Source organism: Diaphorobacter sp. LR2014-1 (assembly GCF_002916785.1).
In the GTDB taxonomy this organism is placed as follows: Bacteria; Pseudomonadota; Gammaproteobacteria; order Burkholderiales; family Burkholderiaceae_C; genus Diaphorobacter; species Diaphorobacter nitroreducens.
Window position 1 is genome coordinate 129347 of the sequence record NZ_MTBE01000007.1, and the last position, 26453, is coordinate 155799.

24 protein-coding genes and 2 pseudogenes are annotated in these 26453 nt (G+C 63.3%); 2 read left to right on the forward strand and 24 right to left on the reverse strand.

All coding sequences use genetic code 11. The features are described 5' to 3' along the window. The 8 genes and pseudogenes from BV908_RS08360 to BV908_RS08395 all read right to left on the reverse strand — a co-directional run bounded on the left by BV908_RS08360 (window position 1) and on the right by BV908_RS08395 (window position 5802). A complete protein-coding gene (locus BV908_RS08360) occupies window positions 1-756 on the reverse strand; it encodes an ABC transporter permease (protein ID WP_011804205.1) in 756 nt (251 codons plus the stop codon). Then, the gene (locus tag BV908_RS08365) at window positions 753-1670 is read right to left on the reverse strand and encodes an ABC transporter ATP-binding protein (RefSeq protein WP_103737812.1); all 918 of its coding nucleotides are present in this window, start codon (window positions 1668-1670) and stop codon (window positions 753-755) included. Before BV908_RS08365 ends, BV908_RS08360 begins: the two co-directional genes overlap by 4 nt. Window positions 1671-1767: 97 nt before the next feature. Then, a pseudogene (locus tag BV908_RS08370) lies at window positions 1768-2049 on the reverse strand (STAS domain-containing protein); the annotation flags it as partial. Window positions 2050-2067: 18 nt separating this feature from the next. After that, window positions 2068-2715, reverse strand: a complete 648-nt coding sequence (locus BV908_RS08375) for an ABC transporter substrate-binding protein (protein ID WP_011804202.1) — start codon at window positions 2713-2715, stop codon at window positions 2068-2070. Window positions 2716-2893: 178 nt separating this feature from the next. Further along, a complete protein-coding gene (locus BV908_RS08380; protein WP_011804201.1) occupies window positions 2894-3646 on the reverse strand; it encodes a VacJ family lipoprotein in 753 nt (250 codons plus the stop codon). Next, entirely contained in the window at window positions 3643-4128 is a 486-nt protein-coding gene (mlaD, locus tag BV908_RS08385) for an outer membrane lipid asymmetry maintenance protein MlaD (protein ID WP_011804200.1), read from the reverse strand. The genes BV908_RS08380 and mlaD overlap by 4 nt, the downstream gene beginning before the upstream one ends. A gap of 34 nt (window positions 4129-4162) precedes the next feature. Further along, window positions 4163-4945 (reverse strand): lipid asymmetry maintenance ABC transporter permease subunit MlaE, encoded by a 783-nt coding sequence (gene mlaE, locus BV908_RS08390; protein ID WP_011804199.1) that lies wholly within the window; start codon window positions 4943-4945, stop codon window positions 4163-4165. Further along, window positions 4942-5802, reverse strand: coding sequence for an ABC transporter ATP-binding protein (locus tag BV908_RS08395; protein WP_011804198.1), 861 nt, complete (start codon window positions 5800-5802; stop codon window positions 4942-4944). Before BV908_RS08395 ends, mlaE begins: the two co-directional genes overlap by 4 nt. Before the next feature lie 363 nt (window positions 5803-6165). On the opposite strand from BV908_RS08395, the gene speD reads away from it, so the two are divergent. Further along, entirely contained in the window at window positions 6166-6576 is a 411-nt protein-coding gene (speD, locus tag BV908_RS08400) for an adenosylmethionine decarboxylase (protein WP_103737813.1), read from the forward strand. Then, window positions 6576-7538: a polyamine aminopropyltransferase gene (speE, locus tag BV908_RS08405; protein WP_103737814.1), complete on the forward strand. Its 963-nt coding sequence runs from the start codon at window positions 6576-6578 to the stop codon at window positions 7536-7538. The genes speD and speE overlap by 1 nt, the downstream gene beginning before the upstream one ends. 191 nt (window positions 7539-7729) lie before the next feature. On the opposite strand, the gene BV908_RS08410 is transcribed toward speE, so the two are convergent. From BV908_RS08410 to BV908_RS22625, 16 genes and pseudogenes are all read right to left on the reverse strand, one after another. Beyond that, window positions 7730-8512, reverse strand: coding sequence for an amino acid ABC transporter ATP-binding protein (locus tag BV908_RS08410; protein ID WP_103737815.1), 783 nt, complete (start codon window positions 8510-8512; stop codon window positions 7730-7732). Continuing rightward, window positions 8493-9146 carry an amino acid ABC transporter permease gene (locus BV908_RS08415; protein WP_103737816.1) on the reverse strand — a complete coding sequence of 218 codons (654 nt, stop codon included), beginning with the start codon at window positions 9144-9146 and terminating at the stop codon, window positions 8493-8495. The genes BV908_RS08410 and BV908_RS08415 overlap by 20 nt, the downstream gene beginning before the upstream one ends. A 177-nt stretch (window positions 9147-9323) precedes the next feature. Continuing rightward, window positions 9324-10124, reverse strand: a complete 801-nt coding sequence (locus BV908_RS08425; protein WP_041835888.1) for an amino acid ABC transporter substrate-binding protein — start codon at window positions 10122-10124, stop codon at window positions 9324-9326. Window positions 10125-10441: 317 nt separating this feature from the next. Beyond that, window positions 10442-11920 (reverse strand): glutamate synthase subunit beta, encoded by a 1479-nt coding sequence (locus tag BV908_RS08430; protein ID WP_103737818.1) that lies wholly within the window; start codon window positions 11918-11920, stop codon window positions 10442-10444. Window positions 11921-11983: 63 nt separating this feature from the next. Beyond that, entirely contained in the window at window positions 11984-16717 is a 4734-nt protein-coding gene (locus BV908_RS08435) for a glutamate synthase-related protein (RefSeq protein ID WP_103737819.1), read from the reverse strand. Window positions 16718-16897: 180 nt separating this feature from the next. Beyond that, entirely contained in the window at window positions 16898-17599 is a 702-nt protein-coding gene (locus tag BV908_RS08440; RefSeq protein ID WP_012655704.1) for a transposase, read from the reverse strand. An 82-nt stretch (window positions 17600-17681) separates the two neighbouring features. Next, the gene (locus BV908_RS08445) at window positions 17682-18611 is read right to left on the reverse strand and encodes an SAM-dependent methyltransferase (protein WP_012655703.1); all 930 of its coding nucleotides are present in this window, start codon (window positions 18609-18611) and stop codon (window positions 17682-17684) included. Next, window positions 18608-19225 (reverse strand): DUF1415 domain-containing protein, encoded by a 618-nt coding sequence (locus BV908_RS08450; protein ID WP_196996094.1) that lies wholly within the window; start codon window positions 19223-19225, stop codon window positions 18608-18610. The genes BV908_RS08445 and BV908_RS08450 overlap by 4 nt, the downstream gene beginning before the upstream one ends. 88 nt (window positions 19226-19313) lie before the next feature. Further along, window positions 19314-20483, reverse strand: a complete 1170-nt coding sequence (locus tag BV908_RS08455) for a deoxyguanosinetriphosphate triphosphohydrolase (RefSeq protein ID WP_088888600.1) — start codon at window positions 20481-20483, stop codon at window positions 19314-19316. 60 nt (window positions 20484-20543) lie between these two features. Then, window positions 20544-21647: a 3-dehydroquinate synthase gene (gene aroB / locus BV908_RS08460; protein WP_011804186.1), complete on the reverse strand. Its 1104-nt coding sequence runs from the start codon at window positions 21645-21647 to the stop codon at window positions 20544-20546. 72 nt (window positions 21648-21719) lie between these two features. After that, window positions 21720-23771, reverse strand: a complete 2052-nt coding sequence (locus tag BV908_RS08465; RefSeq protein WP_246867476.1) for a type IV pilus secretin PilQ — start codon at window positions 23769-23771, stop codon at window positions 21720-21722. Between the two features lie 35 nt (window positions 23772-23806). Next, the gene (locus BV908_RS08470; protein WP_011804184.1) at window positions 23807-24358 is read right to left on the reverse strand and encodes a pilus assembly protein PilP; all 552 of its coding nucleotides are present in this window, start codon (window positions 24356-24358) and stop codon (window positions 23807-23809) included. Next, window positions 24355-25029, reverse strand: coding sequence for a type 4a pilus biogenesis protein PilO (locus BV908_RS08475; RefSeq protein WP_011804183.1), 675 nt, complete (start codon window positions 25027-25029; stop codon window positions 24355-24357). The genes BV908_RS08470 and BV908_RS08475 overlap by 4 nt, the downstream gene beginning before the upstream one ends. A gap of 1 nt (window position 25030) precedes the next feature. Further along, window positions 25031-25642 carry a PilN domain-containing protein gene (locus BV908_RS08480; RefSeq protein WP_103737822.1) on the reverse strand — a complete coding sequence of 204 codons (612 nt, stop codon included), beginning with the start codon at window positions 25640-25642 and terminating at the stop codon, window positions 25031-25033. After that, window positions 25639-26145: pseudogene (gene pilM, locus BV908_RS08485) on the reverse strand (type IV pilus assembly protein PilM); the annotation flags it as partial. The gene BV908_RS08480 and the pseudogene pilM, both read right to left, overlap by 4 nt. Window positions 26146-26147: 2 nt before the next feature. After that, window positions 26148-26453: hypothetical protein (locus tag BV908_RS22625; RefSeq protein WP_210434001.1), on the reverse strand; the 306-nt coding region annotated here is incomplete at its 5' end.

Here is a 26453-nt window from a genome sequence, read left to right on the forward strand (position 1 = left end):
TCAGTTCCTGATTTTGTAGCCCGTGCGCAGCAGGTGCAGCGCCAACAAGCTGACCAGCGCCCATGCCAGGCTGACGACGCCCAGGCTGAGCCAGGGGGAGACGTCGCTCACGCCGAAGAAGCCGTAGCGGAAGCCGTCGATCATGTAGAAGAACGGGTTCAGGTGGCTTGCGCCCTGCCAGAACGGCGGCAGCGATTGCACCGAATAGAACACGCCCGACAGGAAGGTCATGGGCACGATGATGAAGTTCTGGAATGCCGCCATCTGGTCGAACTTGTCGGCCCACAGTCCCGCGATGACCCCCAGCGTGGCCAGCAGCGCCGCGCCCAGCAGCGCGAACGCAAGAATCCACAACGGCGCGGCGAACTGCGGCGTGGCGAACGCCAGCGTGACGATGAACACACCCAGGCCCACCACCAGGCCGCGCACCATGGACGAGCCCACGTAGGCCGCGAACCAGGCACGGTGCGACAACGGCGTGAGCAGCACGAACACAAGACTGCCCATGATCTTGCTCTGGATCAGGCTGGACGAGCTGTTGGCAAAGGCGTTCTGCAGCACGCTCATCATCACCAGGCCGGGCACCAGGAAGGCGGTGTAGCTCAGCCGGTCATAGACCTTGACATGGTCTTCGAGCACATGGCCGAAGATCAGCAGGTACAGCACCGCCGTGAGCACCGGCGCCGCCACGGTCTGGAAGCCCACCTTCCAAAAGCGCAGCACTTCCTTGTAGAACAGGGTCTGCCAGCCGATCATGCGTGCTCCTCCTGCTCGGCCGCCATGACGTTGAGGAACACATCCTCCAGGTCGGCCTTGCGGATCTCCACATCCTCCACGCGCACGCCGGCGGCGCGCAGCCGGGCCAGCAACTGCTCGATCTCCTGCGCGTCCTGCGCGGGCAACTGGGCCACGCGGCCGGTCACGCGCGCCAGCGCTGCCAGGTCGGCCGGCAGCGTATCGTCGGTCTTGAACCGCAGGACGTTGGTGGAGGCCGCCTGCAGCAGCTCGGACGTGCGCGCCAAGGCCACGACGCGCCCGCGCTTGAGCATGGCCAGCCGCGTGCACAGCGCCTCGGCCTCTTCAAGGTAATGGGTGGTCAGCAGCACCGTGTGGCCCTGCTTGTTGAGGCGCGCCACAAACTGCCACAGCGTCTGGCGCAGTTCCACGTCCACACCGGCCGTAGGCTCGTCCAGCACGATGATGGGCGGTTTGTGCACCAGCGCCTGGGCCACGAGCACGCGGCGCTTCATGCCGCCCGAGAGCTGGCGCATGTTGGCCGTGGCCTTGTCGGCCAGCCCCAGGTTCTCCAGCAGCTCATCGATCCAGGCATCGTTGTTCTTCACACCGAAGTAGCCGGACTGGATGCGCAGCGTCTCGCGCACGTTGAAGAACGGGTCGAACACCAGTTCCTGAGGCACCACGCCCAGCAGCCTGCGCGCGTCGGCAAACTGGGTTTGCACGTCATGGCCCAGCACGCTGACGCGCCCGCTGGTGGCGCGCGCCAGCCCGGCGAGGATGCTGATCAGCGTGGTCTTGCCGGCGCCGTTGGGGCCCAGCAGGCCGAAGAACTCGCCCTCCTCGATGTCCAGACTGACATCCTGCAGCGCCTGGAAAGGCCCTCGGGGAGTGGAAAAGCTCTTGGAGATGGATTGGAAGGAGACGGCGGGCATGGAAGAGCGGCATTCTAAAGGGGGGCTCTTGCGCGCGTGTCCGCAGGGGTTTGGCCGGCAGGCAACCCGCAGGTGCGGGCAGCCCCGCAGGCCGCCGCTACAGGGCGGGCAGCAGTTCCTGCACCCCGTACAGCCCCGCCAGGCTGGACAGCGCCGGCGGCAGGGCCTTGACCACGAAACCGCGGTTCTCGAACACCGCTGCGCGGCGGCACTCCAGCAGCACCGCGAGTGCGGAGGAGTCGAAGGCCGTCAGCGCACCGGCATCCACCACCACCAGCGATTCGTCCTGGGCCTTGAGCCCTTGCAGCAGCATGCGCAGGGTGGCGCCAGCGTGGCGGTGGGTGAGTTCAGCGGGCAGCACCAGCATGCACAGGCCTTTCGGTTCTTTCTGTTCTGGTTACTTGGCGCTGGAGGCGGCGTTGGCCTTGTTGCGCGCCACCAGCGCCTCGATCAGGCCATCCACGCCCTTGGCGTTGATCTCCTGCGCGAACTGGCTGCGGTAGGTTTCCACCAGCCACACACCCATAACGTTGAGGTTGTAGATTTTCCAGCCCGCACCCTCGCCCGGCGTCTTCTCCAGACGGTAGTCCAGTTGTATCGGGTCGCCCCGGCCGCGGATTTCGGTGCGCACGAGCACGTCCTTGTCTTCGGCGGCTGCGCGCAGCGGCTTCACAACGATGCTCTGGTCCGTGACCTGGCTGAGCGCGCCCGCGTAAGTGCGCACCAGCAGTGTCTTGAACTCGTCCTGCAGGCGCGCCTGCTGCTCCGGCGTAGCCTTGCGCCAGCCCGGCCCGACGGACGCTGCCGTCATGCGGCGGAAGTTCACGTGGGGCATGATGGTCTTGTCCACCAGCGCCATGATGCTGTCCACGTCGCCGGCCTTGATGGATTTGTCTTTGCGCAGCGTCTCCAGCACATCGACCGAGAGGCGCTTGACGAGGGCATCCGGCGCCTCGTCGGCCGCCAGCGCGGCCTGGGGCACGGCCACCCACGTGGCCACCGCCATCGCGGCGGCGGCATGGATCAGGGTACGGCGGTTCATCATGGTGAGGCTCCTTGCGTGCAGCGCCACGCCGTGCGCTGCCATGTCTGGTTTCGTTGGGTAGATTGTGGAGGGCGCCCCGCGCTGCACATGCGTCGCCCCCGTGCAGGGATGCAAGCAACTGCAACCGCGCCTGTCAGCCAGGGGCCCGAGTGCTTGTCAGGCCGGCCTTTGCGGGTTTTCAGTACTCGTCGTCAGGCAGCTTGCCCCCGTTTTCCTCATAGGCGCCCTCGTCGCGTGCGCCTGACACGCCACTACGCACCTTGAGGTACACGTCGCGCGTGAAGCTGTAGGGGTCCAGGGCCGCCGTATCCAGCACCGAGCCCGCGCGCAGCAAGCTAGCGCGCTTATCGACAAGGCGCAGGCCGTACAGGGAATTGCGGACCTCCACCGGGTCGAGCTGGCCCAGCGGGTTGCCCCAACTGTCTACCGGCAAAGCGGCCGTGTCGCGCACGGTGGACGGCCCCAGCAGCGGCAGCACGAGATACGGCCCCGTGGGCACGCCCCAGCGGCCCAGCGTCAGGCCAAAGTCCTGCTTGTGCCGCTCGATGCCTGCCTCGCTGGCAATGTCCAGTACGCCGCCCAGCCCGAAGAAGGTGTTGGTGGTGAAGCGCACGAGGCTCTCGTAAGCCTCCAGCCCGCGGAACTGCAGCAGGTTGTTGACGAACGACCAGGCATCGCCCAGGTTGCCAAAGAAGTTGCTCACGCCCGTACGCACCGGCTGCGGCGTCACGTCGCGGTAAACGGTGGCGACGGGTTTGAGCACCGCCTTGTCCACACTGTCGTTGAACGAATGCACGCCGCGGTTGAAGGGTTCGAACGGATCTGCGGGGTTGGCGTTGGGGCCCGTGGCGCAGCCGCTCATGAGGGCCGCGCCGAGCAACAGCGCCGCCCAGCGGGCAGTCCAGCCCGTGAAGCGAGGTTGATTTGTCATTTCTTGGTACCTCCATTGGACGAAGCACCTTCTTCGGCCTTGCCATACAGGAACTGGCCGATCAGGTTTTCCAGCACTACCGCGGATTGGGTGGCGGTCACCATGTCGCCCTCGGCCAGGTTGTTCTCGTCGGCACCCGGCTCGATGCCGATGTACTGGTCGCCCAACAGGCCGCTGGTCAGGATCTTGAGCGAACTGTCCTTGGGGAACACATAGCGCTTTTCCAGCTCCAGTGTCACGCGCGCCTGGTAGGTCGTGACGTCGAAGCCAATGGACTGCACGCGCCCCACCACCACGCCGGCGCTGCGCACCGCGGCCTTGGGCTTGAGCCCGCCGATGTTGTCGAAACGCGCCGTCACGGTATAGCCCGAGCGGAAGTTCAGGTTCAACAGGTTGGCCGACTGCAGGGCCAGGAAGACCAGCGCCGCGCCGCCCAGCAGGACGAACAGCCCCACCCAGAAATCGTTTTTGGAATGCTGCATGGTGAATTTCCTCAAGACAGACGCATGGTCGCCGTCAGATACTGAACATCAAGGCGGTGAGGACGAAGTCCAGCCCCAGCACGGACAGCGACGCCATCACCACCGTGCGCGTGGTAGCGCGCGAGACGCCTTCCGGCGTCGGCTTGGCCACGAAGCCCTGCAGCACCGCGATGAAGGTGACGGCCACGCCGAACGCGAGGCTCTTGACGATGCCGTTGCCCACGTCCTTCCAGACGTCGACACCGCTTTGCATCTGGCCCCAGAACGCCCCGCCGTCCACGCCGATGAGCACCACGCCGACCAGCCAGCCACCGATCACACCCACCGCGTTGAACACCAGTGCCAGCAGCGGCATGGCGATCACGCCGCCCCAAAAGCGCGGCGCCAGGATGCGGCGCACCGGGTCCACGGCCATCATTTCCATGGCCGACAGCTGTTCGCCGGCGCGCATCAAACCGATCTCGGCCGTGAGCGACGTGCCCGCGCGTCCGGCAAACAGCAGCGCCGTGACCACCGGCCCCAGCTCGCGCACCAGGCCCAACGTGACCACCAGGCCCAGTGAGTTGGCCGAACCATAGAGCTGCAGCACGTTGTAGCCCTGCAGCGCAAGCACGAAGCCCACAAACAGGCCCGACATGGCGATGATGGACAGCGAATAGTTGCCCAGGAAGTGCACCTGGTCACGCACCAGGCCAGGGCGGCGCATCACGTCGCCGAACAGCCCCAGCAGCCGCGCGAACAGGCGCGCGCCCATGCCCACATCGGCCAGCTTCGTGCGCACGGCGTAGCCTACGTGCGTGGGACGCCACCAGCTCATGGGGTACCTCCGCTGGCGTGGGCGTCCACGCTGGGCGAGCGCAAGGGGCCGAAATCGTCGGCCACGCTGGGGCCGGGGTAGTGGAACGGCACCGGCCCGGTAGGCAGCGCGTGCACGAACTGGTGCACCAGCGGATCCGTGCTGGCGCGCACCTCTTCGGGCGTGCCCTGGGCGGCCACCGTGCCGGGCCCCAGGATGATGACGTGGTCCGCCAGGCGGAAGGTCTCTTCCAGATCGTGCGAGACGACGATGGTGGTCAGCCCCATGGCATCGTTGAGTTGGCGGATGAGTTGCGCCGCAGTACCCAGCGAGATCGGGTCAAGCCCGGCGAACGGCTCGTCGTACATGATGAGCTCGGGGTCCAGGGCAATGGCCCGTGCCAGGGCAACCCGCCGCGCCATGCCGCCGGAGATCTGGCTGGGCATCAAGTCCCGCGCTCCCCGCAAGCCCACGGCATGCAGCTTCATGAGCACGATGTCGCGGATCAGGTCCTCGGGCAGATCGGTGTGCTCGCGCAGCGGAAAGGCCACGTTCTCGTACACGCTCATGTCGGTGAACAATGCGCCGAATTGGAACAGCATGCCCATGCGTCGGCGCGCGGCATACAACTGTGCGGTATCCATGCGCCCTACGTCCTGGCCGCCCACCAGCACCTCGCCCTGCTGGGCGCGCTGCTGGCCGCCAATGAGGCGCAGCACCGTCGTCTTGCCCCCGCCCGAAGCACCCATCAGCGCCGTGACCTTGCCACGCGGCACGACCAGCGACAGGTCGCGCAGGATCACCCGCTCGCCGTACCCGAAGGTGACGTTGCGCAGTTCCACGAGGGCGTCGCCCGGCGATGAGGGTGGGGAGGACATGGTGTATGCAGATACGCCCAGCTCTACGACAGAGCGTGAGGCTAACCCGGCATCATAGGGGAAACCCCTCTGCTCGGCTGCGCCTCTCATTAAAACCTGTGGTTTGCATATGACGTTTGGCTATACTTGCCGGATCTTAAGAAATGTCCCGCCCGACCCTCCGGGCGGATTGCTTGTCAGCGTTGCTGCATGGGCGTCATCGACGCACAACGGAACGAAGGCGCGGCAATGTGCCTGCGACATTCCCTTTTCTTCCGTTGCGCGTCTGCCTCCCGGCAGCGTGCTGGTCGGTACCCGGCGGACGGCGTCCGACCGCGGCGCCGTTTCCTGCCACCCCCGCAGAAAGAGAAAAGGCTCCAGATAATGAAGAATCTCCAGTCCGTCGTTCCCATCCCGGCTCCTGTCCCCCAGCGCCAGGCCACGGGCCTGCACCTGATCGGCGACCTGTATGGCTGTCTCTGCGACAGCCGCCTGATGTTGGACGCCGCGCACCTGGAATCGTTCTGCAGGGAGCGCGTGGCCGCCGCCGGGCTGACCACCGTGGGCAGCCTGTTCCACAGCTTTGGCGAAGGCGGCGGCGTCACCGGCGTGGTGGTGTTGGCCGAGTCGCACCTGTCCATCCACACCTGGCCCGAGGCGGGCTACGTCACGCTGGACGTGTACGTGTGCAACTACACCGAGAACAACCGCCCCAAGGCGCAGAAGCTCTTCGACGACCTGCAGGCCGCCTTCAACCCGGCCGATCCGCACCTGCACCGCGTCGACCGCGCCTGATGAGCGGCGCCCCCACCGCGCAGGCCACGCGCTACGTGGCCGAGCGCCTGAACGCCGACTTCGGCTTTTACCTCAGCGACCGCCGCCTGCTGGCCGAACGCCAGTCGGCCTGGCAGCACATCGAGGTCTTCGACAACCCGCAGTTCGGCCGCGTGATGCGCATCGACGGCTGCTTCATGACCAGCGAGCGCGACGAATTCTTCTACCACGAGCCGATGGTGCACCTGCCGGCCATCGCCCACCCCGGCGTGCGCCGTGCGCTGGTCGTGGGCGGGGGGGACGGCGGCGCCGCCGAGGAGTTGCTGAAGCTGCCCGGCATCGAGCAGGTGGTGCTGGCCGAGCTGGATGGCGAGGTGATTGCCATGGCCCGCGATTGGCTGGGCCAGATCCACCGTGGCGCCTTTGACGACCCGCGCCTGGAGGTGCGCCTGGGCGACGCGCGCGCCTTCATCGGCCAGACCGAGGAGCGCTTCGACCAGATCGTCCTGGACCTGACCGACCCCTTCGGCCCTGCCGTGGAGCTGTACACCGTGGAGTTCTACGCCGCCTGCCGCCGCGCGCTGAACCCGGGCGGCGTGCTGTCGCTGCACCTGGGCTCGCCCGTGCACCTGCCCGAGAGCCTGGGGCGCATCGCCGCCTCGGTGCGCGCGGTGTTTCCCATCTTCCGGCCCTACCTGCAGTACGTGCCGCTGTACGGCACGTTGTGGTGCATGGGCATGGCATCGGACAGCACCGAACCCGCCCGGCTCAGCGCCGACGAGGTGGACGCACGCATCGCCGCGCGCGGCCTGGGCGATCTGCAGCTGTACAACGGGGCCGTGCACCATGCGCTGCTGGCGCAGCCGAACTTCGTGCGTGCGCTGCTGGATCGGCCTGCGCTGCCGCTGCACAGCGGGGATGTGCTGGAAGAGGTGCGGGACCCGGCGGAGTTGCCGGAGGTGGTGGTGTCCGCTGCCGCGTAATGTCTAGCCCAATCGCCGCCTAGCGCTTGCTGGGCGAGCGCTGGCAGCTATCTTTTTTAAGCCCCTGCGCAGAATTGGATGTCGCTGGCCGAGGCCGTCCCCGCCAGTGACACAGAACCCCATTAGCTACCAAAAGCATAGCTTCCAGCGCTTATCCCATAACCGCTAGAGCCCAATTCGGCGCTAGACCTTCAAAGCATGTGCTGCAAGAACGCCCGCGCCCGCTCATGCCCGGGATCGGCAAAGAACTCCCCGGCCGGACGCGCCGCGATGAGTTCACCCTGGTCCATGAAGGCCACGGTATTCGCCACCTCGCGCGCAAAACCCATCTCGTGCGTGACGACCAGCATGGTCATGCGCTCCTCGGCCAGCTCGCGCATGGTGCGCAGCACCTCGCCCGTGAGTTCGGGGTCCAGCGCTGAGGTGGGCTCGTCGAACAGCATGATGTCGGGCTCCATGCACAGCGCACGCGCGATCGCCACGCGTTGCTTCTGGCCGCCCGACAGGCGCGAGGGATAGTTGTCCCGCTTCTGCGCCAGGCCCACCTTGTCCAGCAGCGCCTCGGCGCGGGCGATGGCCGCGTCGCGCGCCAGGCCCTGCACCACCATGGGCGCCTCGATGAGGTTCTCCAGCACCGTGAGGTGCGGGAACAGGTTGAAATGCTGGAACACCATGCCGGTCTTGGCGCCGATGCGGCGCACCTCGGCATCGGGCACGTAGGCGCAGCGCCCCTGCGCGTCGGTCGTGGCCAGGGTTTCGCCTTCGATGGCGATGTGGCCGCTGTCGATGGTTTCCAGGTGGTTCAGGCAGCGCAGAAAGGTGCTCTTGCCGGAGCCCGAGGGACCAATCACCGCCACCACCTCGCCACGGTGCACCGACAGCGACACGCCGCGCAACACCTGCACATGGCCGAAGGCCTTGCGCACGTCGCGCGCCTCGATCATCTGCGTGGCGTCACTGGTCAAACTTGGCATAGCGTTTCTCCAGGCGCTGGAAGCCCCAGGTGAGCACCAGGGTCATGACGAGATAGAAGGCGGCGGCGACGATGAAGGGCGTGGTCGTGAAGTCGCGCTGCACGATGCCGCGCGCGGCGCGCAGCAGATCGTTCAGCGCCAGCACGTAGATGAGGGACGTGTCCTTGACCAGGGTGATGGTCTCATTGCTCATGGGCGGCAGGATGCTGCGCACCATCTGCGGCAGCACGATGCGGCGCATGGCCTGGCCGTAGCTCATGCCCAGCACCTTAGCGGCCTCGTACTGGCCACGGTCCACCGACTGGATGCCGGCGCGGAAGATCTCGGCGAAATAGGCCGCGTAGTTCAGTGCGAAGGCCGCCACGGCGGCGGGGAAGTCCGGCAGGCGCACGCCGATCACCGGCACGAAGGGCAGCGCGAAGTAGATGAACAGCATCTGCAGCATGAGCGGCGTGCCGCGCATGAGCCAGATGTAGCCGTTCACCGCGCCCGACAGGGCCTTCCAGCGCGACAGCCGCATGAGCGCCAGCGCCAGGCCCAGCGGCACGGCCAGCACCAGCGTGATGAAGAACAGCTTCAGGGTGACGGTGGCGCCCTGCGCCAGCGGCCCCAGGAGGGAGAGTAGGTAGTCCATGGGGTCACGAGAATTCAGTGCCTTGCACAGCACGCAACCGTCGAAACTGGCGCGCCCCAGGCCAGCGGACGCCGCGCAAGGGCCGCCCCGCCGCGCTGGCGTCGTCCCCCTTCCCGAATTGCGCAGCAATTCGAGAGAAGGGGGAAGGAGCGAAGCGACACAGGGGGTTGTTCGCTATTACTTGATGATGTTCTTGCCGAACCACTGCTCGGCAATCTTGGCGGCGCTGCCGTCCTGCTTCATGTCGGCCAGCGCCTTGTCCAGCTTGCCGTGCAGTTCGGTGTCGTCCTTGCGCACGCCCACGCCGTACTCTTCGGTGCCGAAGTTGTCGTCCAGCACGGCGTACTGGTCAGGCTTCTTGGCCACGTAGTAGCGGCCCACCACCTCGTCCACCACCACGGCTTCCAGGCGGCCGGTGGTCAGATCCATCAGGGCGGTCACGTTGTCGCCGAAGGTCTTGAGTTCCTTGAACGACTTGAAGACAGCCTCTTCCTTCTTGATGGCGTCCACGGCGCTGGAGCCTTCCTGCGCACCGACGACCTTGCCGGCCAGATCGGCCTTGGCCTTGATGGCGGAGCCTGCGGGCACCACGATGATCTGGTGGTTCTCCATGTAGGGCGCGGTGAACAGGATGTTCTGCTTGCGCTCCTCGGTGATGGTCAGGCCGTTCCACAGCGCATCCACACGCTTGCCGGACAGCTCGGCTTCCTTGGCGCTCCAGTCGATGGGCTTGAACTCCACCTCCACACCCAGGCGCTTGGCGGCTTCCTTGGCCATGTCGATGTCAAAGCCCACCAGCTCGTTCTTCTCGTCGCGGAAGCCCATGGGCGGGAAGTTGTCGTCCAGGCCCACGACGATCTTCGTGACGGCGGCCGGGGCGGGTGCAGGCGCGGCTGCGGGGGCGGCGGGTTCCTGCTTGGAGCAACCCACCAGCACGGCGCCCAGGGTCAGCAGGGCAACGGCGGCAAACTTCTTCATGGTGTAGCGATTCTTGAAAAGAACAGTCGGAACGAACAAACGGCCCGGGCACGCCATCCGACCAGGAAGGTCGCGCAACAAGCCCATGGCCGGGCAAACCCTGAATTGTCCCACCGATGCGGAGACTGCGCCCACTGGCAGCGCTGGAACGGGGGATTTGATGCCAATAACTGCCGCAGCGCCCGTCCAGCAAGCGCGAGCAGCTATCAAAAAAAAAAGCACAACGGCGCCCAGGGCGCCGTTGTGCGGGTCGACGGGTAAGCAGACTGCGGCTGCGACCGCCTTCTGTAATTGCCCAATGGCGAGGGATTCCCGCCTCAGCGCGGCAGACTGCTTTCCCCCATCAGGAATTCATCCACCGCACGCGCGGCCTGGCGGCCTTCGCGGATGGCCCAGACCACCAGCGACTGGCCGCGGCGCATGTCGCCGGCGGCGAACACCTTGGGCGCGCTGGTTGCATAGCCGCCGGTGAAGTCCGTCGTGGCCTGGGCATTGCCCCGCGCATCCTTGTCCACCCCGAAGGCGTCCAGCACGGCAGCCACCGGGCTCACGAAACCCATGGCCAGCAGCACCAGGTCGGCCTGGTATTCCTTCTCGGTGCCGGGGACCTCGATGAACTTGCCATCCTTGAACTCCACCTGCACGGTCTTGAGGCCCGTGACCTTCTTGCCGTCGCCGATGAACTCCTTGGTGGCGATGGCGAACGCGCGCTCGCAGCCCTCCTCGTGGCTGGAGCTGGTGCGCAGCTTGTACGGCCAGTAGGGCCACACCAGGGGCTTGTTCTCTTGGCTTGGCGGCATGGGCATCAGCTCGAACTGCGTGACGCTGGCCGCGCCATGGCGGTTGCTGGTGCCCACACAGTCGCTGCCCGTGTCACCGCCGCCGATGACGATGACGTGCTTGCCGTCCGCGCGGATCTGGCCCTTGAGCTTGTCGCCCGCGTTGACCTTGTTCTGCTGCGGCAGGAACTCCATCGCGAAGTGAATGCCGTCCAGTTCGCGCCCCGGCACGGGCAGGTCGCGTGACTGCTCGGCGCCACCCGTCAGCAGCACGGCGTCGAAGTCCTTGCGCAGCTGCTCGGGCGTGATGGTTTCCTTGGACCAGTTGGTGACCTTGCTGCCTTTGCCCAGACCGTCCTTGGCCGCGCCGATGAAGACGCCGGTACGGATCGTCACGCCCTCGGCCACCAGTTGCTCCACGCGGCGGTCGATGTGCGCCTTGTCCAGCTTGAAGTCGGGGATGCCGTAGCGCAGCAGGCCGCCCACGCGGTCGTTCTTCTCGAACAGCGTGACGTCATGCCCGGCGCGCGCCAGTTGCTGCGCGGCCGCCAGGCCCGCCGGGCCGGCGCCCACCACGGCCACTTTCTTGCCCGTCTTGCGGGCAGCCGGCTGCGGCTGCACCCAGCCGTGCTCCCAGGCGCGGTCGATGATGGCGTGCTCGATGCTCTTGATGCCCACCGCGTCGTCGTTGATGTTCAGCGTGCAGGCGGCCTCGCAGGGTGCGGGGCAGATGCGGCCGGTGAACTCGGGGAAGTTGTTGGTGCTGTGCAGCACCGTGATGGCGCTCTTCCAGTCCTGGTGGTAAACGAGGTCGTTGAAGTCCGGGATGATGTTGTTCACCGGGCAGCCGTTGTTGCAGAACGGCGTGCCGCAATCCATGCAGCGGGCGCCCTGCAGCTTGGCCTGCGCGTCATCCAGGCCGATGACGAATTCCTTGTAGTGCTTGAGGCGCTCGCCAACGGGCTTGTAGCCCTCCTCGATGCGCTCGTATTCCATGAAACCTGTGGTCTTGCCCATGATCGTGGTGTCCTGTCTTTGTGCATGCTGCCGCAGCGGGGCCCCAGGCCCCGCCCGCGCGGGTTACTTGGCGGCTACCGCTTCCGTTTTAGGAGCTGCGACCGCAGGTGTAGCCTGCTCTTCCAGCACTTTTCTTTCATAGATTTCCGACAGGGCACGCTTGTACTCGGTCGGGAAGACCTTGACGAATTTGCTGCGCGACGCGGCCCAGTTGTCCAGGATCTCCCGCGCACGCTGGCTGCCGGTCCAACGGCTGTGGTCCTCCAGCAGCTTCTTGAGCTGGGCCTCATCGGTCTGGCCGTTGTGCCAAGTCGCTGGACTGACCGTGGCCGCCTGCTCGCCCGAGGGCAGGATGCGCTCGAGCGTCACCATCGACAGGTTGCAACGCGAGTCGAAGCGTCCGTCCTCGTCATACACGTAGGCCACGCCGCCGCTCATGCCAGCGGCGAAATTGCGGCCCGTCTTGCCGAGCACGACCACCGTGCCGCCCGTCATGTACTCGCAGCCGTGGTCGCCCACGCCCTCGACCACCGCAGTGGCGCCCGACAGGCGCACCGCGAAGCGCTCGCCCGCCACGCCGGCGAAGAACGCCTCGCCGCTGGTGGCGCCGAACATCACGGTGTTGCCGACGATGGTGTTGCCCACGGCCTCACCGCGGAACTCATGGCTCGGGCGCACGATCACGCGGCCGCCCGACAGGCCCTTGCCCGTGTAGTCGTTGGCCTCGCCGGTCAGGTTCAGCGTGATGCCCTTGCACAGGAACGCGCCGAACGACTGCCCACCCGTGCCCTCGAAGTGGATGCGCACGGTGTCGTCCGGCAGCCCTTCGGGATGCACCTTGGTCACCGCGCCCGACAGCATGGCGCCCACCGAGCGGTTGACGTTCTTGGCCACCTCCATGATGCGCACGCTCTCGCCGCGCTCGATGGCGGGGCGGCAGCGCTCGATGAGCTTCACATCCAGCGCCTTGTCCAGCTTGTGGTCCTGCGTTTCCACGTGGTAGCGCGGCACATCGGCAGGCACTTGCGGCTGGGCGAACAGGCGCGAGAAGTCGAGACCCTGAGCCTTCCAGTGCGCGATGCCCTTACGGGTGTCGAGCAGGTCCGTGCGGCCGATCAGCTCGTCGAACTTGCGGATGCCCAGCTGGGCCATGATCTGGCGCACTTCCTCGGCGACGAAGAAGAAGTAGTTCACCACGTGCTCGGGCTTGCCGGTGAACTTCTTGCGCAGCACCGGGTCCTGCGTGGCCACGCCCACGGGGCAGGTGTTGAGGTGGCACTTGCGCATCATGATGCAGCCTTCGACCACCAGCGGAGCGGTCGCAAAGCCGAACTCGTCGGCACCCAGCAGCGCGCCGATGACGACATCGCGGCCCGTCTTCATCTGGCCGTCGGCCTGCACGCGGATGCGGCCGCGCAGGCGGTTGAGCACCAGGGTCTGCTGGGTCTCGGCCAGGCCGATTTCCCAGGGCGAGCCGGCATGCTTGATGGACGACCAGGGCGAGGCGCCCGTGCCGCCGTCGTGCCCGGCGATCACCACGTGGTCGCTCTTGCACTTGGCCACGCCGGCCGCGATGGTGCCCACGCCGACTTCGGACACCAGCTTGACCGAGATGTCGGCATGCGGCGCCACGTTCTTCAGGTCGTGGATGAGCTGCGCCAGGTCTTCGATGGAGTAGATGTCGTGGTGCGGCGGCGGGCTGATGAGGCCCACGCCCGGCACGCTGTGGCGCAGTTGGCCGATGTAGTCAGATACCTTGCCGCCGGGCAGCTGACCGCCCTCGCCAGGCTTGGCGCCCTGGGCCATCTTGATCTGGATCTGGTCGGACGAGGCCAGGTACTCCGCCGTCACGCCGAAGCGGCCCGATGCCACCTGCTTGATCTTGGAGCGCAGCGAGTCGCCATCCAGCAGAGGGATGTCGGCCTGCACCTTGTCGCTGCCGATGATGGACGACAGCGTCTCGCCCTGCTGGATCGGAATGCCCTTGAGCTCGTTGCGGTAGCGCTTGGGGTCCTCGCCGCCCTCGCCAGTGTTGCTCTTGCCGCCAATGCGGTTCATGGCAACGGCCAGCGTGGCATGCGCCTCGGTGGAGATGGAGCCCAGCGACATGGCACCGGTGGCGAAGCGCTTGACGATTTCGGACGCGGGTTCGACCTCTTCCACGGGAATGGCCTTGGCAGGATCGAACTTGAACTCGAACAGGCCGCGCAGCGTCATGTGGCGCTTGCTCTGGTCGTTGACGATCTGCGCGTATTCCTTGTATGTGTTGAAGCTGCCCGAACGCGTGGAATGCTGCAGCTTGGCGATGGCGTCGGGCGTCCACATGTGCTCCTCGCCACGGGCACGCCAGGCGTATTCGCCGCCGGCATCCAGCATGGTCTCCAGCACCGGGTCGTCGCTGAACGCGGCCAGGTGGGTGCGGATGGCTTCCTCGGCGATCTCGAACACGCCGATGCCTTCCACGCGGCTGGCCGTGCCCGTGAAGTACTTCTGCACCGTGTCGCTGTTCAGGCCCACGGCTTCAAACAGCTGCGCGCCGCAGTAGCTCATGTAGGTGGACACGCCCATCTTGGACATGATCTTGGACAGGCCCTTGCCCACCGCCTTGATGTAGTTGTAGATGGCCTTATCGGCAGACAGGTCGCCCGACAGGTCCTTGTGCATGTCCTGCAGCGTTTCCAGCGCCAAGTAGGGATGCACGGCCTCGGCGCCATAGCCCGCGAGCACGGCGAAGTGGTGCACTTCACGCGCGGTGCCCGTTTCGACCACCAGGCCGGCCGTGGTGCGCAGGCCCTCGCGCACCAGGTGCTGGTGGATGGCCGACAGCGCCAGCAGCGCAGGGATCGCCACCTGTGTAGCGCTCAGGTTGCGGTCGCTGATGATGAGGATGTTGGCGCCGCCCTTGATCTCATCGACGGCCTGCGCGCACAGCGAGGCCAGCTTGGCCTCCACGCCCTGCTTGCCCCAGGCCAGCGGGTAGGTGATGTCGATGGTGGCGCTCTTGAACTTGCCGTGCGTGTGCTGCTCGATCTGGCGCAGCTTGGCCATGCCCTCGAAGTCGAGGATCGGCTGCTGCAGTTCCAGACGCATCGGGGGATTGACCTGGTTGATGTCCAGCAGGTTGGGCTTGGGACCCACGAAGCTGACCAGCGACATAACGATGGCCTCGCGGATCGGGTCGATCGGCGGGTTGGTCACCTGCGCGAACATCTGGCGGAAGTAGTTGTACAGCGGCTTGTTCTTGTCCGACAGCACGGCGAGCGGACTGTCGTTGCCCATGGAGCCCACGCCCTCCTCGCCGTTCTTGGCCATGGGCGCCAGCAGGAACTTGATGTCCTCCTGCGTGAAACCAAACGCCTGCTGGCGGTCCAGCAGCGGCAGCGCGGACGCGGCCGGATGCACGGCCGATTCGCCCACCTTCACGTCATCGAGCTTGATGCGCAGATTCTCGATCCACTGCTTGTAGGGCTTGGTGTTGACGATGTTGGCCTTGAGCTCGTCGTCCTCGATCAGGCGGCCCTGCTCCAGGTCGATCAGCAACATCTTGCCCGGCTGCAGGCGCCATTTGCGCACGATCTTGCCGTCCGGCACGGGCAGCACGCCGGCTTCGGAGGCCAGGATCACCAGATCGTCGTCGGTCACCACGTAGCGCGAGGGGCGCAGGCCGTTGCGGTCCAGCGTGGCGCCGATCTGGCGGCCGTCGGTGAAGACGATGGAGGCCGGGCCGTCCCAGGGCTCCATCATCGCGGCGTGGTACTCGTAGAAGGCGCGGCGGCGCTCGTCCATGGACTCGTGCTGCTCCCAGGGCTCGGGGATCATCATCATCACGGCCTGGCTGATGGGATAGCCGGCCATGGTCAGCAGTTCCAGGCAGTTGTCGAAGGTGGCGGTGTCGGACTGGCCGGCAAAGCTGATGGGGTACAGCTTCTTCAGGTCTTCGCCCAGCACGGGCGAGGCCATCACGCCTTCGCGCGCCAGCATCCAGTTGTAGTTGCCGCGCACGGTGTTGATCTCGCCGTTGTGCGCCACATAGCGATAGGGGTGGGCCAGCGGCCACTCGGGGAAGGTGTTGGTGGAAAAGCGCTGGTGCACCAGGCCGATGGCGGAGACGCAGCGCTCGTCGGCCAGGTCCTTGTAGTACACGCCCACCTGATCGGCCAGCAGCAGGCCCTTGTAGACCACGGTGCGGCTGCTCATGCTGGGCACGTAGTACTCTTTGCTGTGCTTGAGCCCCAGGGCCTGGATGGCGGCGCTGGCGGTCTTGCGGATGACGTACAGCTTGCGCTCCAGCGCGTCCTGCACGATCACGTCGGTGCCCCGGCCGATGAACACCTGGCGCAGGATGGGCTCCTTCTCGCGCACGGTGGGCGACATCGGCATGTCGCGGTTCACCGGCACATCGCGCCAGCCCAGCAGCACCTGGCCCTCGGCCTTGATGGCGCGCTCCATCTCCTGCTCGCACGCCAGGCGCGAGGCGTGTTCCTTGGGCAGGAAGACCATGCCCACGCCGTATTCACCGGCGGGGGGCAACTCCACGCCCTGACGCGCCATTTCCTCGCGGTAGAGCTGGTCGGGAATCTGGATCAGGATGCCCGCGCCGTCGCCCATGAGCTTGTCGGCCCCCACGGCGCCGCGGTGGTCCAGGTTCTCCAGAATTTTGAGCGCGCCGGTCACGATGTCGTGCCGCTTCACGCCCTTGATATGGGCCACGAAGCCCAGGCCACAGGCGTCGTGTTCATTGCTGGATGCATACAGGCCGTGCTGTTGCAGATGCTGGATTTCGGCAGCCTTGGTCATGGCGCGCTTCCTCAAAGATTCGCAGGGAACGCAAGCGTAGTGCAACGCAACATGGCGGCGCAAGCACTTTAATTGGGGTCAGATACCGAAAAGTTGGTGCACGTTATTGGTGCATTTTTATTAGGGACACATTAATTTAGTAGCAGAAAATCCATCTATTACAACGAAAGTGCAGGCCAATTACGGTTTGGGTGGAACCACGGAAGCGGGGCGCCCCGCGCGTGCTCGGGTGAGCCGACGCGGGGTCAGCTGTTGCAGAGCCTGCACAAACCCGTCATCCCCCAGGGCCCAGCCGTTCAGGCCCGACTGCGTCAGTGCCGCCTGTTCGCTGGCGGAAATCCCCGCCTGCACGAGTGCGGCATAGGCCGCGTCGCGGGCAAAGGGGGTGTTGCCCAAGGCCCAGTAGAGGGCATGCGGCGTGATGAGACGATCACTGCGCAGGCCAATGTAGTGGCCGTGGCTGGACCACCGGAAGTCCGCCGCCGCGGCGCACAGGCCCGCGCGCACGGGGTTGAGATCCAGATATGCCATGCAGGGCAGCAGATAGCGCTCGGCCTGCAATACGGCGCTGCGGTAGCGCCCTTCCCATAGCGTGCCCGAACGCCCATGGCGCTGGTTGAAGCGCCGCACATAGCTGCGCCCCACGGCTTGCATCATCAGAGGCAGCGATTTGCCCTCCTGCGGCGTGGCCAGCAGGTGGAAATGGTTGTCCATGAGCACATAGGCGTGCACCGCCACCTGCTGCTGCCGCGCATGCTCGACCAGCAACGACCACATGAGCTCCCGGTCCGCGGCATCCAGGAAAATCGGCTGGCGGTTGTTGCCGCGCTGGATGATGTGGTGCGGGTAGCCAGCGAGGGCGAGGCGGGGAAGGCGGGCCATGAAACCGTCTTGGGACCGTTCAATTGCTCTTAAATCTATAGCTTCTAGCGCTTTATTGGCGGGCGCTAGAGGCTTAAATTGCTCATACCGCCACCGACCCGGCGTCATCCAGACCGAAGCGCGACCCCAGGGCTTGCGCCAACCCGAACTCTTCGAGTATGGCCGCCAGCCGCTCACGCGCGCTGCGCTTCTTTTGGCCGGTGTAGCGCGCCAGGATCAGCTCGTTCTTCATGCTGTGCTCCCAGCCCACCAACTCCGTCACCGTGACCTGGTAGCCGCTGGCTTCCAGATGCAGGCACCGCAACACATTGGTGATCTGGCTGCCCATCTCGCGCGTGTGGATCGGGTGGCGCCACAACTCGGCCAGCGGCGTGCGCGACAGGCTCAGCGCCTTGGTGCCGCGCAGGCAGGCCGCCACCTCGGCTTGGCAACAAGGCACCAGCACCATGGCACGCGCCTGCTTGCGCAGGCCGAAGGCAATCGCATCATCAGTCGCCGTGTCGCAGGCATGCAGCGCAGTCACGATGTCAAAGCGCTCGGGCAGCTCTGCCGCGCCCGCGGCATCCGCCACCGCCATGTCCAGGAAGTGCATGCGTGCGAACCCCAAGCGCTGCGCCAATTCACGTGAACGCTGCACCAATTCCGCGCGCCACTCGATACCGTAAATCTCGCCACGTCCGAGCTGCTTGAAGAACAGGTCGTAGAGAATGAAACCCAGGTAGGACTTGCCCGCGCCATGGTCGGCCAGCAGTGGCGCGTGGCCATCGGCGGACAGCTCGGCGAGCAGTGGCTCGATGAACTGGTAGAGGTGATAGACCTGCTTGAGCTTGCGGCGCGAGTCCTGGTTGAGCCGTCCCTCGCGCGTGAGGATGTGCAGTTCCTTGAGCAACTCCACGGATTGGCCTGGCCGCAGTTCGGCCAGCACCGCAGCGTCGGCGGCGCCCGTCTGCTGCGTGCCCGACTTGGCACGCGCACTGCGGTGCGGTTGCCCGGTGGTGGTGGAGCGGCTCATACTTGCGGAGCACCCTTCGCAGCCGCGCCCTCTGGCCAGTGGGGCCCCACGTCCAGATCGGCCCATCCGGCCGCGCCCAGGCGCTCCAGCAGTTCAATGTTGCGCTCGAAGATCTCTTGCGCCTCGGGAAACACTTCCACCGCGCGGTCGATGCTTTCCTCGCGCAGCAAATGCAGCGTGGGATAAGGCGCGCGGTTGGTGCAGTTGGTCACATCGTCAGCGAGGGTGCCCTCGAACTGGAAGTGCGGGTGGAACGACGCAACCTGCAGGATGCCCGCCAGGTCCATGGATTCGACGAGCTCGTCGGCCAACTCCAGGAAGTCGTTGAAATCCAGAAAGTCCGGCATGGCCAGCGGCGCGATGAGCAGCGTGGTGTCCCGCTTTTCGGGAGAGGCTTCGGCCAGCGCCTCCAACTCGGCAGCCAGGTCTTGCAACAGTTCACGCGCATCCGTGGCATGGCTCACCACGTAGTGGATCTGGTCCTTCACATGCACGCTTTTGGCGAACGGGCACAGGTTGAGTCCGATGACGGCACGCTCGAGCCAGCGCACCATGTCCGCCACCACCACGTTGTCATCGCAGGCGGCTGCATCCTCGCGGGGCTGGTCGGGCATAGGGCTGGTGGTCATGGCGGGCGTGGTCTGAAGAGGGCTCGCATTGTATGTCTCTGCCCTGCCGCACAGGCGGACCGGGGCTGGCGCGTCAGGCCAGCAAGCGCTGACCGGTCAAGCGTTCGTGCTCTCGGGCGGCGAACCGGTCGGTCATGCCTGCGATGAAATCCGCCACCGTGCGCGCACGGCGTGCATCGTCGCCATCCAACGCCCAGCCGGCCTGCGCCGGTGGCATTTGCCGCGGGTCCGCCTGGTAGATGGCGAACAGGTCGCGCACCACCTGACGGGCACGGTCCGTGGTCTGCATGACCTGGGGATGGCGGTACAGCGACTGGAACAGGAACCGCTTGAGCACCTGCGACTGCGCGCGCATGGCCTGCGAGAAGCCGACCAGGGCCGGCAGCCGGCGCACCGCTTCCACGTCAGCGGGCGCATGTTCTGCCAGCGCTGCGCGCGTGGCATCGATCACGTCGTACACCTGCTCGCTGAGCATGCGACGGATGGCCTCGCTCAGCAATCGGCGCCGCCCTTCGGACTGCGCGAGATGCGGGTAGTCGTTCTGCGCTTGCGCGCGGTAGCGGTCGAACAGCGGTACGTCGCGCAACTGCTCCAGCGTAATCAGGCCCGAGCGCACACCATCATCGATGTCATGGGCGTTGTAGGCAATCTCATCGGCCAGGTTGCACAGCTGCGCCTCCAGGCTCGGCTGCTGGCCGAGGAGGAAACGCCGCCCCACACCGCCGGGTTCGCGCGCCTCCAATTGCTCGGCGTTGCGCCGCGAGCAGTGCTTGAGGATGCCCTCGCGCGTCTCGTAGGTCAGGTTGATGCCATCGTAGGCGGGGTAGCGGTCTTCCAGCGTGTCCACCACACGCAGGCTCTGCAGGTTGTGCTCGAAGCCTCCATGGTCCGCCATGCACTCGTTGAGCGCATCCTGCCCTGCATGGCCGAAGGGCGTATGTCCCAGGTCGTGCGCCAGGCAAATGGCCTCGACAAGGTCCTCGTTCAGCCTCAGCGACCGCGCGATGGAGCGCCCCAACTGCGCAACCTCCAGTGAATGCGTGAGCCGCGTACGGAACAGATCGCCCTCATGGTTGAGGAATACCTGGGTCTTGTAGACCAGCCGCCGGAACGCGGTGGAATGCACGATGCGGTCGCGGTCCCGCTGGTATTCCGTACGCGTAGGCGCCGGCGCCTCGGGATGGCGCCTGCCTTGAGTGCACGCCGAATGACAGGCATACGACGCCAAATGCGTCTCAAGCACCAAACAGCCCCATAACGCCCACCAGAAAAGCGCAATCAGCTACTATTTTTATAGTAAACATTAGGATGCGCAGCACTGGTCGATGACTTCGCGCACCAGCGCATCCGGCGCGGCGCGCATGATGGCTTTGCCGGGTCCGTCGATCAGCACGAAGCGGATCTCACCGCCTTCTGCCTTCTTGTCCACGCGCATGAGTTCCAGATAGCGCCCCGCATTGTCCTGCGCGTCAAGCACCGGCCCCCGTGTGGGCAGACCGGCGCGCTCGATCAGGCGCGTCAGGCGTTCAACGAAAGAGCCGTCCACCAAACCCAGCCGCTGCGATAGATGCGCGGCCATCACCATGCCTGCGGCAACCCCTTCGCCATGCAGCCACACGCCGTAGCCCATGCCCGCCTCGATGGCATGGCCAAAGGTATGGCCGAAATTCAAAATGGCACGCAGCCCGGCTTCGCGTTCATCCGCGCCTACCACCGCCGCCTTGATCTCGCAGCTGCGCTTGACCACATGGGCCAGCGCGCCGCGCTCCCGCGCGACGAGCGCGTCCATGTGGGCCTCGAGCCAGGCAAACAACTCCATGTCTGCGATTGGCCCGTACTTGATCACCTCGGCCAGGCCCGCCGCCAACTCGCGCGCTGGCAAAGTGTCCAACGTGTCCAGATCACATACCACCAACTGAGGCTGATAGAACGCGCCGATCATGTTCTTACCCAGCGGATGGTTGATGGCAGTCTTGCCGCCCACCGACGAATCCACTTGCGCCAGCAATGTGGTGGGCACTTGCACGAAGGGCACGCCGCGCATATAGCACGCCGCAGCGAAACCGGTCATGTCACCGATGACGCCGCCGCCCAGCGCGAATAAAACCGTCCTACGGTCGCAGCCGTGCTTCAGCAGACCGTCAAAGATCAGATTCAGCGTATGCCAATCCTTGTGTGATTCGCCATCTGGCAAGACAACTTCGTGCAGCTGCGCATATTGCATCCGCAGGGCATTCCGCAATCTCTGCGCATACAACGGTGCAACCGAGGTATTGCTGACAATGAGCGCGGCGTACGCTGCGGGCAAGCCCTTGTAGGTGCCTGCATTCTCCAGCAGACCGTTGCCGATATAGATGGCGTAGCCCCGATCCCCTAGTTCGATCTGTACCGTAGCCATCTTTGCCATACATGCCACTCCATCTACCCAATAAAAACAGGGGGGTGAACCACCCCCTGTCGAACCAACTGAACACGTGCCTCAGCGTACCGGCCCGCGATCTGTGATGACCTTCGGAGTAATAAACACCAGCATCTCCCGCTTGGTGGACTCCTTCGTTCTATTTTTGAATAGATTCCCGACCACGGGAACGTCACCCAAGACAGGTATTTTGTTCTCTTGGTTGGTCTCTTCCATCTCAAAAATACCCCCGATCACGACGGTGCCGCCGTTCTCGATCAACACTTGGGTCTTGATGTGCTTAGTATCGATGGCCACCCCCTGCGTGGTGGTCTCTCCTCGACTGTCCTTGTTGACGTCCAGATCAAGAATGATGTTGCCCTCAGGGGTGATCTGAGGCGTCACTTCCAGTTTCAATACGGCTTTCTTGAAGGCGATGGTTGTCGCACCGTTCGGAGCGGTAACCGAATAAGGATATTCCGTCCCCTGTTCGATAAGCGCCTTGGTCTGATCAGCCGTAATTAAACGCGGACTGGAAACGATCTTGCCCTGTCCATCCGCTTCCATCGCAGATAACTCCAGAGAGAGGAAGCGACTGGCGTTGGAATTGAAGATCGACAATGCGAATGATCCAACAGTGGAGACCCCTGATAAAGATGCAGGCAGGCTAACGAACGGTGACATGCCACTCCCCCCGGTGGGGCCGGCCACATTATCGTAGGTACCGCCAACTGCACTTCCGCCCGTGCGCGACCCTCCTCCCAGTCGCACCCCCAAGGAACGACCAAACGTATCCCGCGCTTCCACGATACGCGCCTCGATCATCACCTGCCGCACCGGTACATCAAGCGTCGCCAACAACTGGCGAACTTCTTCAAGTTTGGCCGAAGTATCCGTAACAAATAGCTGATTGGTGCGCGGCTCCGAGATTGCACTCCCGCGATCCGACAGGAATCGATTGGAGTAACCGCTCGTGGACGATCCACCCTGACTGCTCATGGTCAGTTGGGTGACCATGTCGGCGGCTTTTGCATAATTCAATTGGAAAGCCTGGGTTCGCAAAGGCTCCAGTTTCTGAATCGCCAAAGCGGCTTCGTAATCCTTCTTCGTGCGCTCGTCTATTTCGTCTTTGGGCGCGATCCACAGTACCGTGCCAGACTTGCGCATACCAAGCCCCTTTGCGTCCATGATGATCTGGAGAGCCTGATCCCAGGGAACATCCTTCAGCCGCAAGGTCAAAGCACCAGTAACAGTGTCCGATGTGACAATATTGAAATTAGTAAAATCCGCAATCACTTGCAGCAACGAACGAACTTCAATATTTTGAAAATTCAGAGAGAGTTTCTCTCCAGAATATGCAGGACCTTGTGTCAATTTAGTCAAATCAACCTTCTTCGGCCGCACCTCGACTACAAACTGATTATCACTTTGATAAGCGCTATGCTCCCATTCACCAACAGGGTCAATTGTCAGACGCACACGCTCACCCTGTTGTGATGCAGTAATGGTTTGCACGGGTGTACCGAAGTCAGAAACGTCCAATTTGCGGCGCAGGCCTTCGGGCAATGATGAACGCAGGAAATCAACAATCAGCCCCTTACCCTGCTGCTGCAAATCGACGCCCACCTGATTGTTAGGCAACCCAACAACAATACGACCGGCCCCATCTGCTCCACGTCGAAAATCAAGATCCTTCAGCGGCAAATTGTCAATATTTTGACTTTCTGCGAATGTCGTCACCTGAGGAGGAGGCATCTTTACAGCCGAGGACGCAGCATCCAACAGCACCAGGACTGTCTTGCCTTGCAACTCTGCGCGGTAAGAAGTGGGCTGCTTGAGATTCAAAACTACACGTGCCCGCGCTCCTGCTTGCACAATGTTGGCAGACTTGATATTCCCCTGATTGATATCTATTGATGAGCGCCCGGTCCCATTGCTCACTCCAGGAAAGTCCAGTGCAATGCGCGCAGGGTTTTGGATAGAAAACCCAGTGGGCAATTCTGCTTGCGGCTCAGAAAATTCAATCCGCAGAACTTCGGCACCACCTTGCAAAAAAACAGAGATGGAATCAATAGATCCGCGAGCTTGCGCCACAGACACCGTCAGCGCAGCCACAACTGCGGCTCCCAACATCCGCCAGTACGCGTGTAAACGAAGCTTCTCTTGAATCATTTCTTCACCTCATTCCCCTCTTGCAGATCCAGTGTTGTCATACGCTCTACCCAATCGCCCGTCGGATCTTGGACAATCTCTCGCAGGCGCATATTGGTCTCGGTAATACCGACGATTTTCCCGTAGTTTTGTCCTAGATAGTTACCCGCCCGGACTTGATACAGCAACTTATCGACACTGATCAATGCGGTAGGTATACCTGCCTTATTCATGCTCCCCACCATCCGGATTGCATCGAGCGGATATGCCTCCAACGGCTCCTTCCGCCTTGCCATCTCCGGGGCAATCAGGGAAGCATTAGCCGCTGATTCCGCCGAGTCCCGCCGCAAAGCCAATGTCAGTTTCATTGAATTGAACGGATCAATACCACTATCCGAAACATAATCTTGAGGAAAGAATTGCTTAGGCTCTTTCAGCGGGGTAATACGCGGCTTGGTTGTTGCGCGCAATTCCGACATCCACTGACGAAGCTCTTCTTCCCCGCTGGGTCCGCATCCCGCCAGCGCAAAGACAGCACTCAAGGCAATCAGGGCAGTAATCCGCTTCATTTCTTACCCCCCTTAGCCGCCTTCTGCGCCTGTATTTCCTCAGGATCCAGATAACGGAACGTTCTTGCTGTCGCCTCAAGCGTCAAATTGCCGGCTGCATCCTTTGAAATAGGAGTAATTGCCAAATTGTTCAAAGTAACAATGCGGGATAAGTTGGCCACATCTGAGGCAAAAGCACCCATGTCGTGGTACTTCCCTGCCACGCGAATAGCAATAGGCAGCTCAGCGTAATAGTCCTTGACCACTATTTGCCCGGGCCTAAACAATTCAAATTGCAGACTCCGCCCAAGCCCCGCCTGGTTGATATCAGAGAGCAGAGCAGACATTTCCGCCTTGCTAGGCAGTTGCTTTTCCAATTGAATCACATACTGCTGAATCTGTTCTCGTTGTTTTTTTAACGCTTCCAGACTGACCGCCTTAACCAGTTTTTTCTGGTAATCCTCCCGAAGCGTCTGCTCAGTATTCCGCTCGGCCGTCAGTTCTTGCTCATACTCAGTCAACTTAAAGAACCAAAGAAAGGTGGCGACGCCCGCAGCGATGAGTGCACAAAGCAATGCACGGGGCAACACTGGCCATAAAGAAGGATCTTTAGGATCTAAGTTGTGAAACTGCCGTTGCAGATCACCCTGCAGCTTTGCGAAATCAAGTTTTGGCTTATTCTTTTTTGCCATGTTACTTCCTCGCAGCCACGGCACTGGCGGCCTCCATCGCCTTCTGCGCTTCGGCGCTTCGCACCAGCCGGAAACGCAGATTAAAAGAGGCAACCCGACGCTGGTCCTTTGGAGTTAAGGCAACATTTGCTGCGACGATTTCCACCAATTCAGGCTTCGAAAACCATGGGGTATTGTTGGCAAGATTGCGCAGCATTTCAGAGACGCGCTCATTAGACTGAGCCATACCCTGCATAGTTACAGTTTGATCTATTTGCTTCAAACTGGTGATATAGACACCATCAGGTAATTGCACTACCAATTCATTGAGGAGGTGCACAGGCAAATTTCGATCAGATTGCAAGTCCTCTACTGCTTTCTGCCGCGCTTGTAGAGCTGCAATTTCTTCTTCAATAGTCGCAATTTCCTTGATTTGTCCCTCAAGGACTCCGATTTCGCTTCGTAGAAAATTATTGCGATCTTGCTGGTCAGTGATCATCATCTGAAACCACCAATAAATAGCCGCGGCAATGGCAAGCCCCACCAATGCAGAAGCGAGCATGACGGCTTGAAACGCCTCCCGCCTGCGTTTACGAGCAGCCTCCCGATGCGGGAGTAGGTTGATAAGAATCACTGCAGGAACCTCCGCATTGCCAGCCCACAGGAGGTCAAGTAGGACGGCGCCTCGCGCACCATCTTTTTGAGGCGGACACCCCCACCCACTTCCATGCCATCAAAGGGGTTGATGACGCTGCACGCAAACCCAGTGTTCTGAATGACGGATTCCGTCAAGCCAGGCAGAGGGGCAGATCCGCCTGCGAGCATGATGTGATCCACGCGGTTGTATGGGGTGCTCGTAAAGAAGAACTGCAGCGCGCGGCTGATTTCCTGAGAGAGACTGTCCACGAAGGGGCGCAGGACAGCAGATTGATAGTCTTCAGGCAAGTCGCCATTGCGCTTCTTGCCCTCTGCTTCTTCTTGTGAAAACCCATACTGACGCACGATCAACTGGGTCAACTGCGCACCACCAAAGGCTTGGTCGCGTTCATACAAGACATCGTCATTCCGAATGACCTGCATGCTCGTCGTCATTGCCCCCACCTCAAAGAGGGCAACGACCGCATCGACGCCCCGATTGGCTAGCCGTTCTCGCTAGGAGTTGCTAAGCCAGCAGCTCGGTTCGTTTCAGACCCCTCCCGCCGCAAGGTGAGGAGGGGTTCTTCTTTTCGGACGTCGAACAGTTCAGCCGGCCAGACGCCTGGCGGCAGCGGCTTGGGCTCTGCAGGTTTGGGCGGTGCCCTCCGGCGCGGTGGCAAAGGCGGTTGGTAATAGATGATGTCCTCCGCCGTAATTGGTCCCTTCGCCAATCCGAGCCGCATGGCGGGAGTCTTCCCGTCTTCGCCGACCTCGCAATAATTGAAGTAGGTTCGAAAGATTTCTACCAG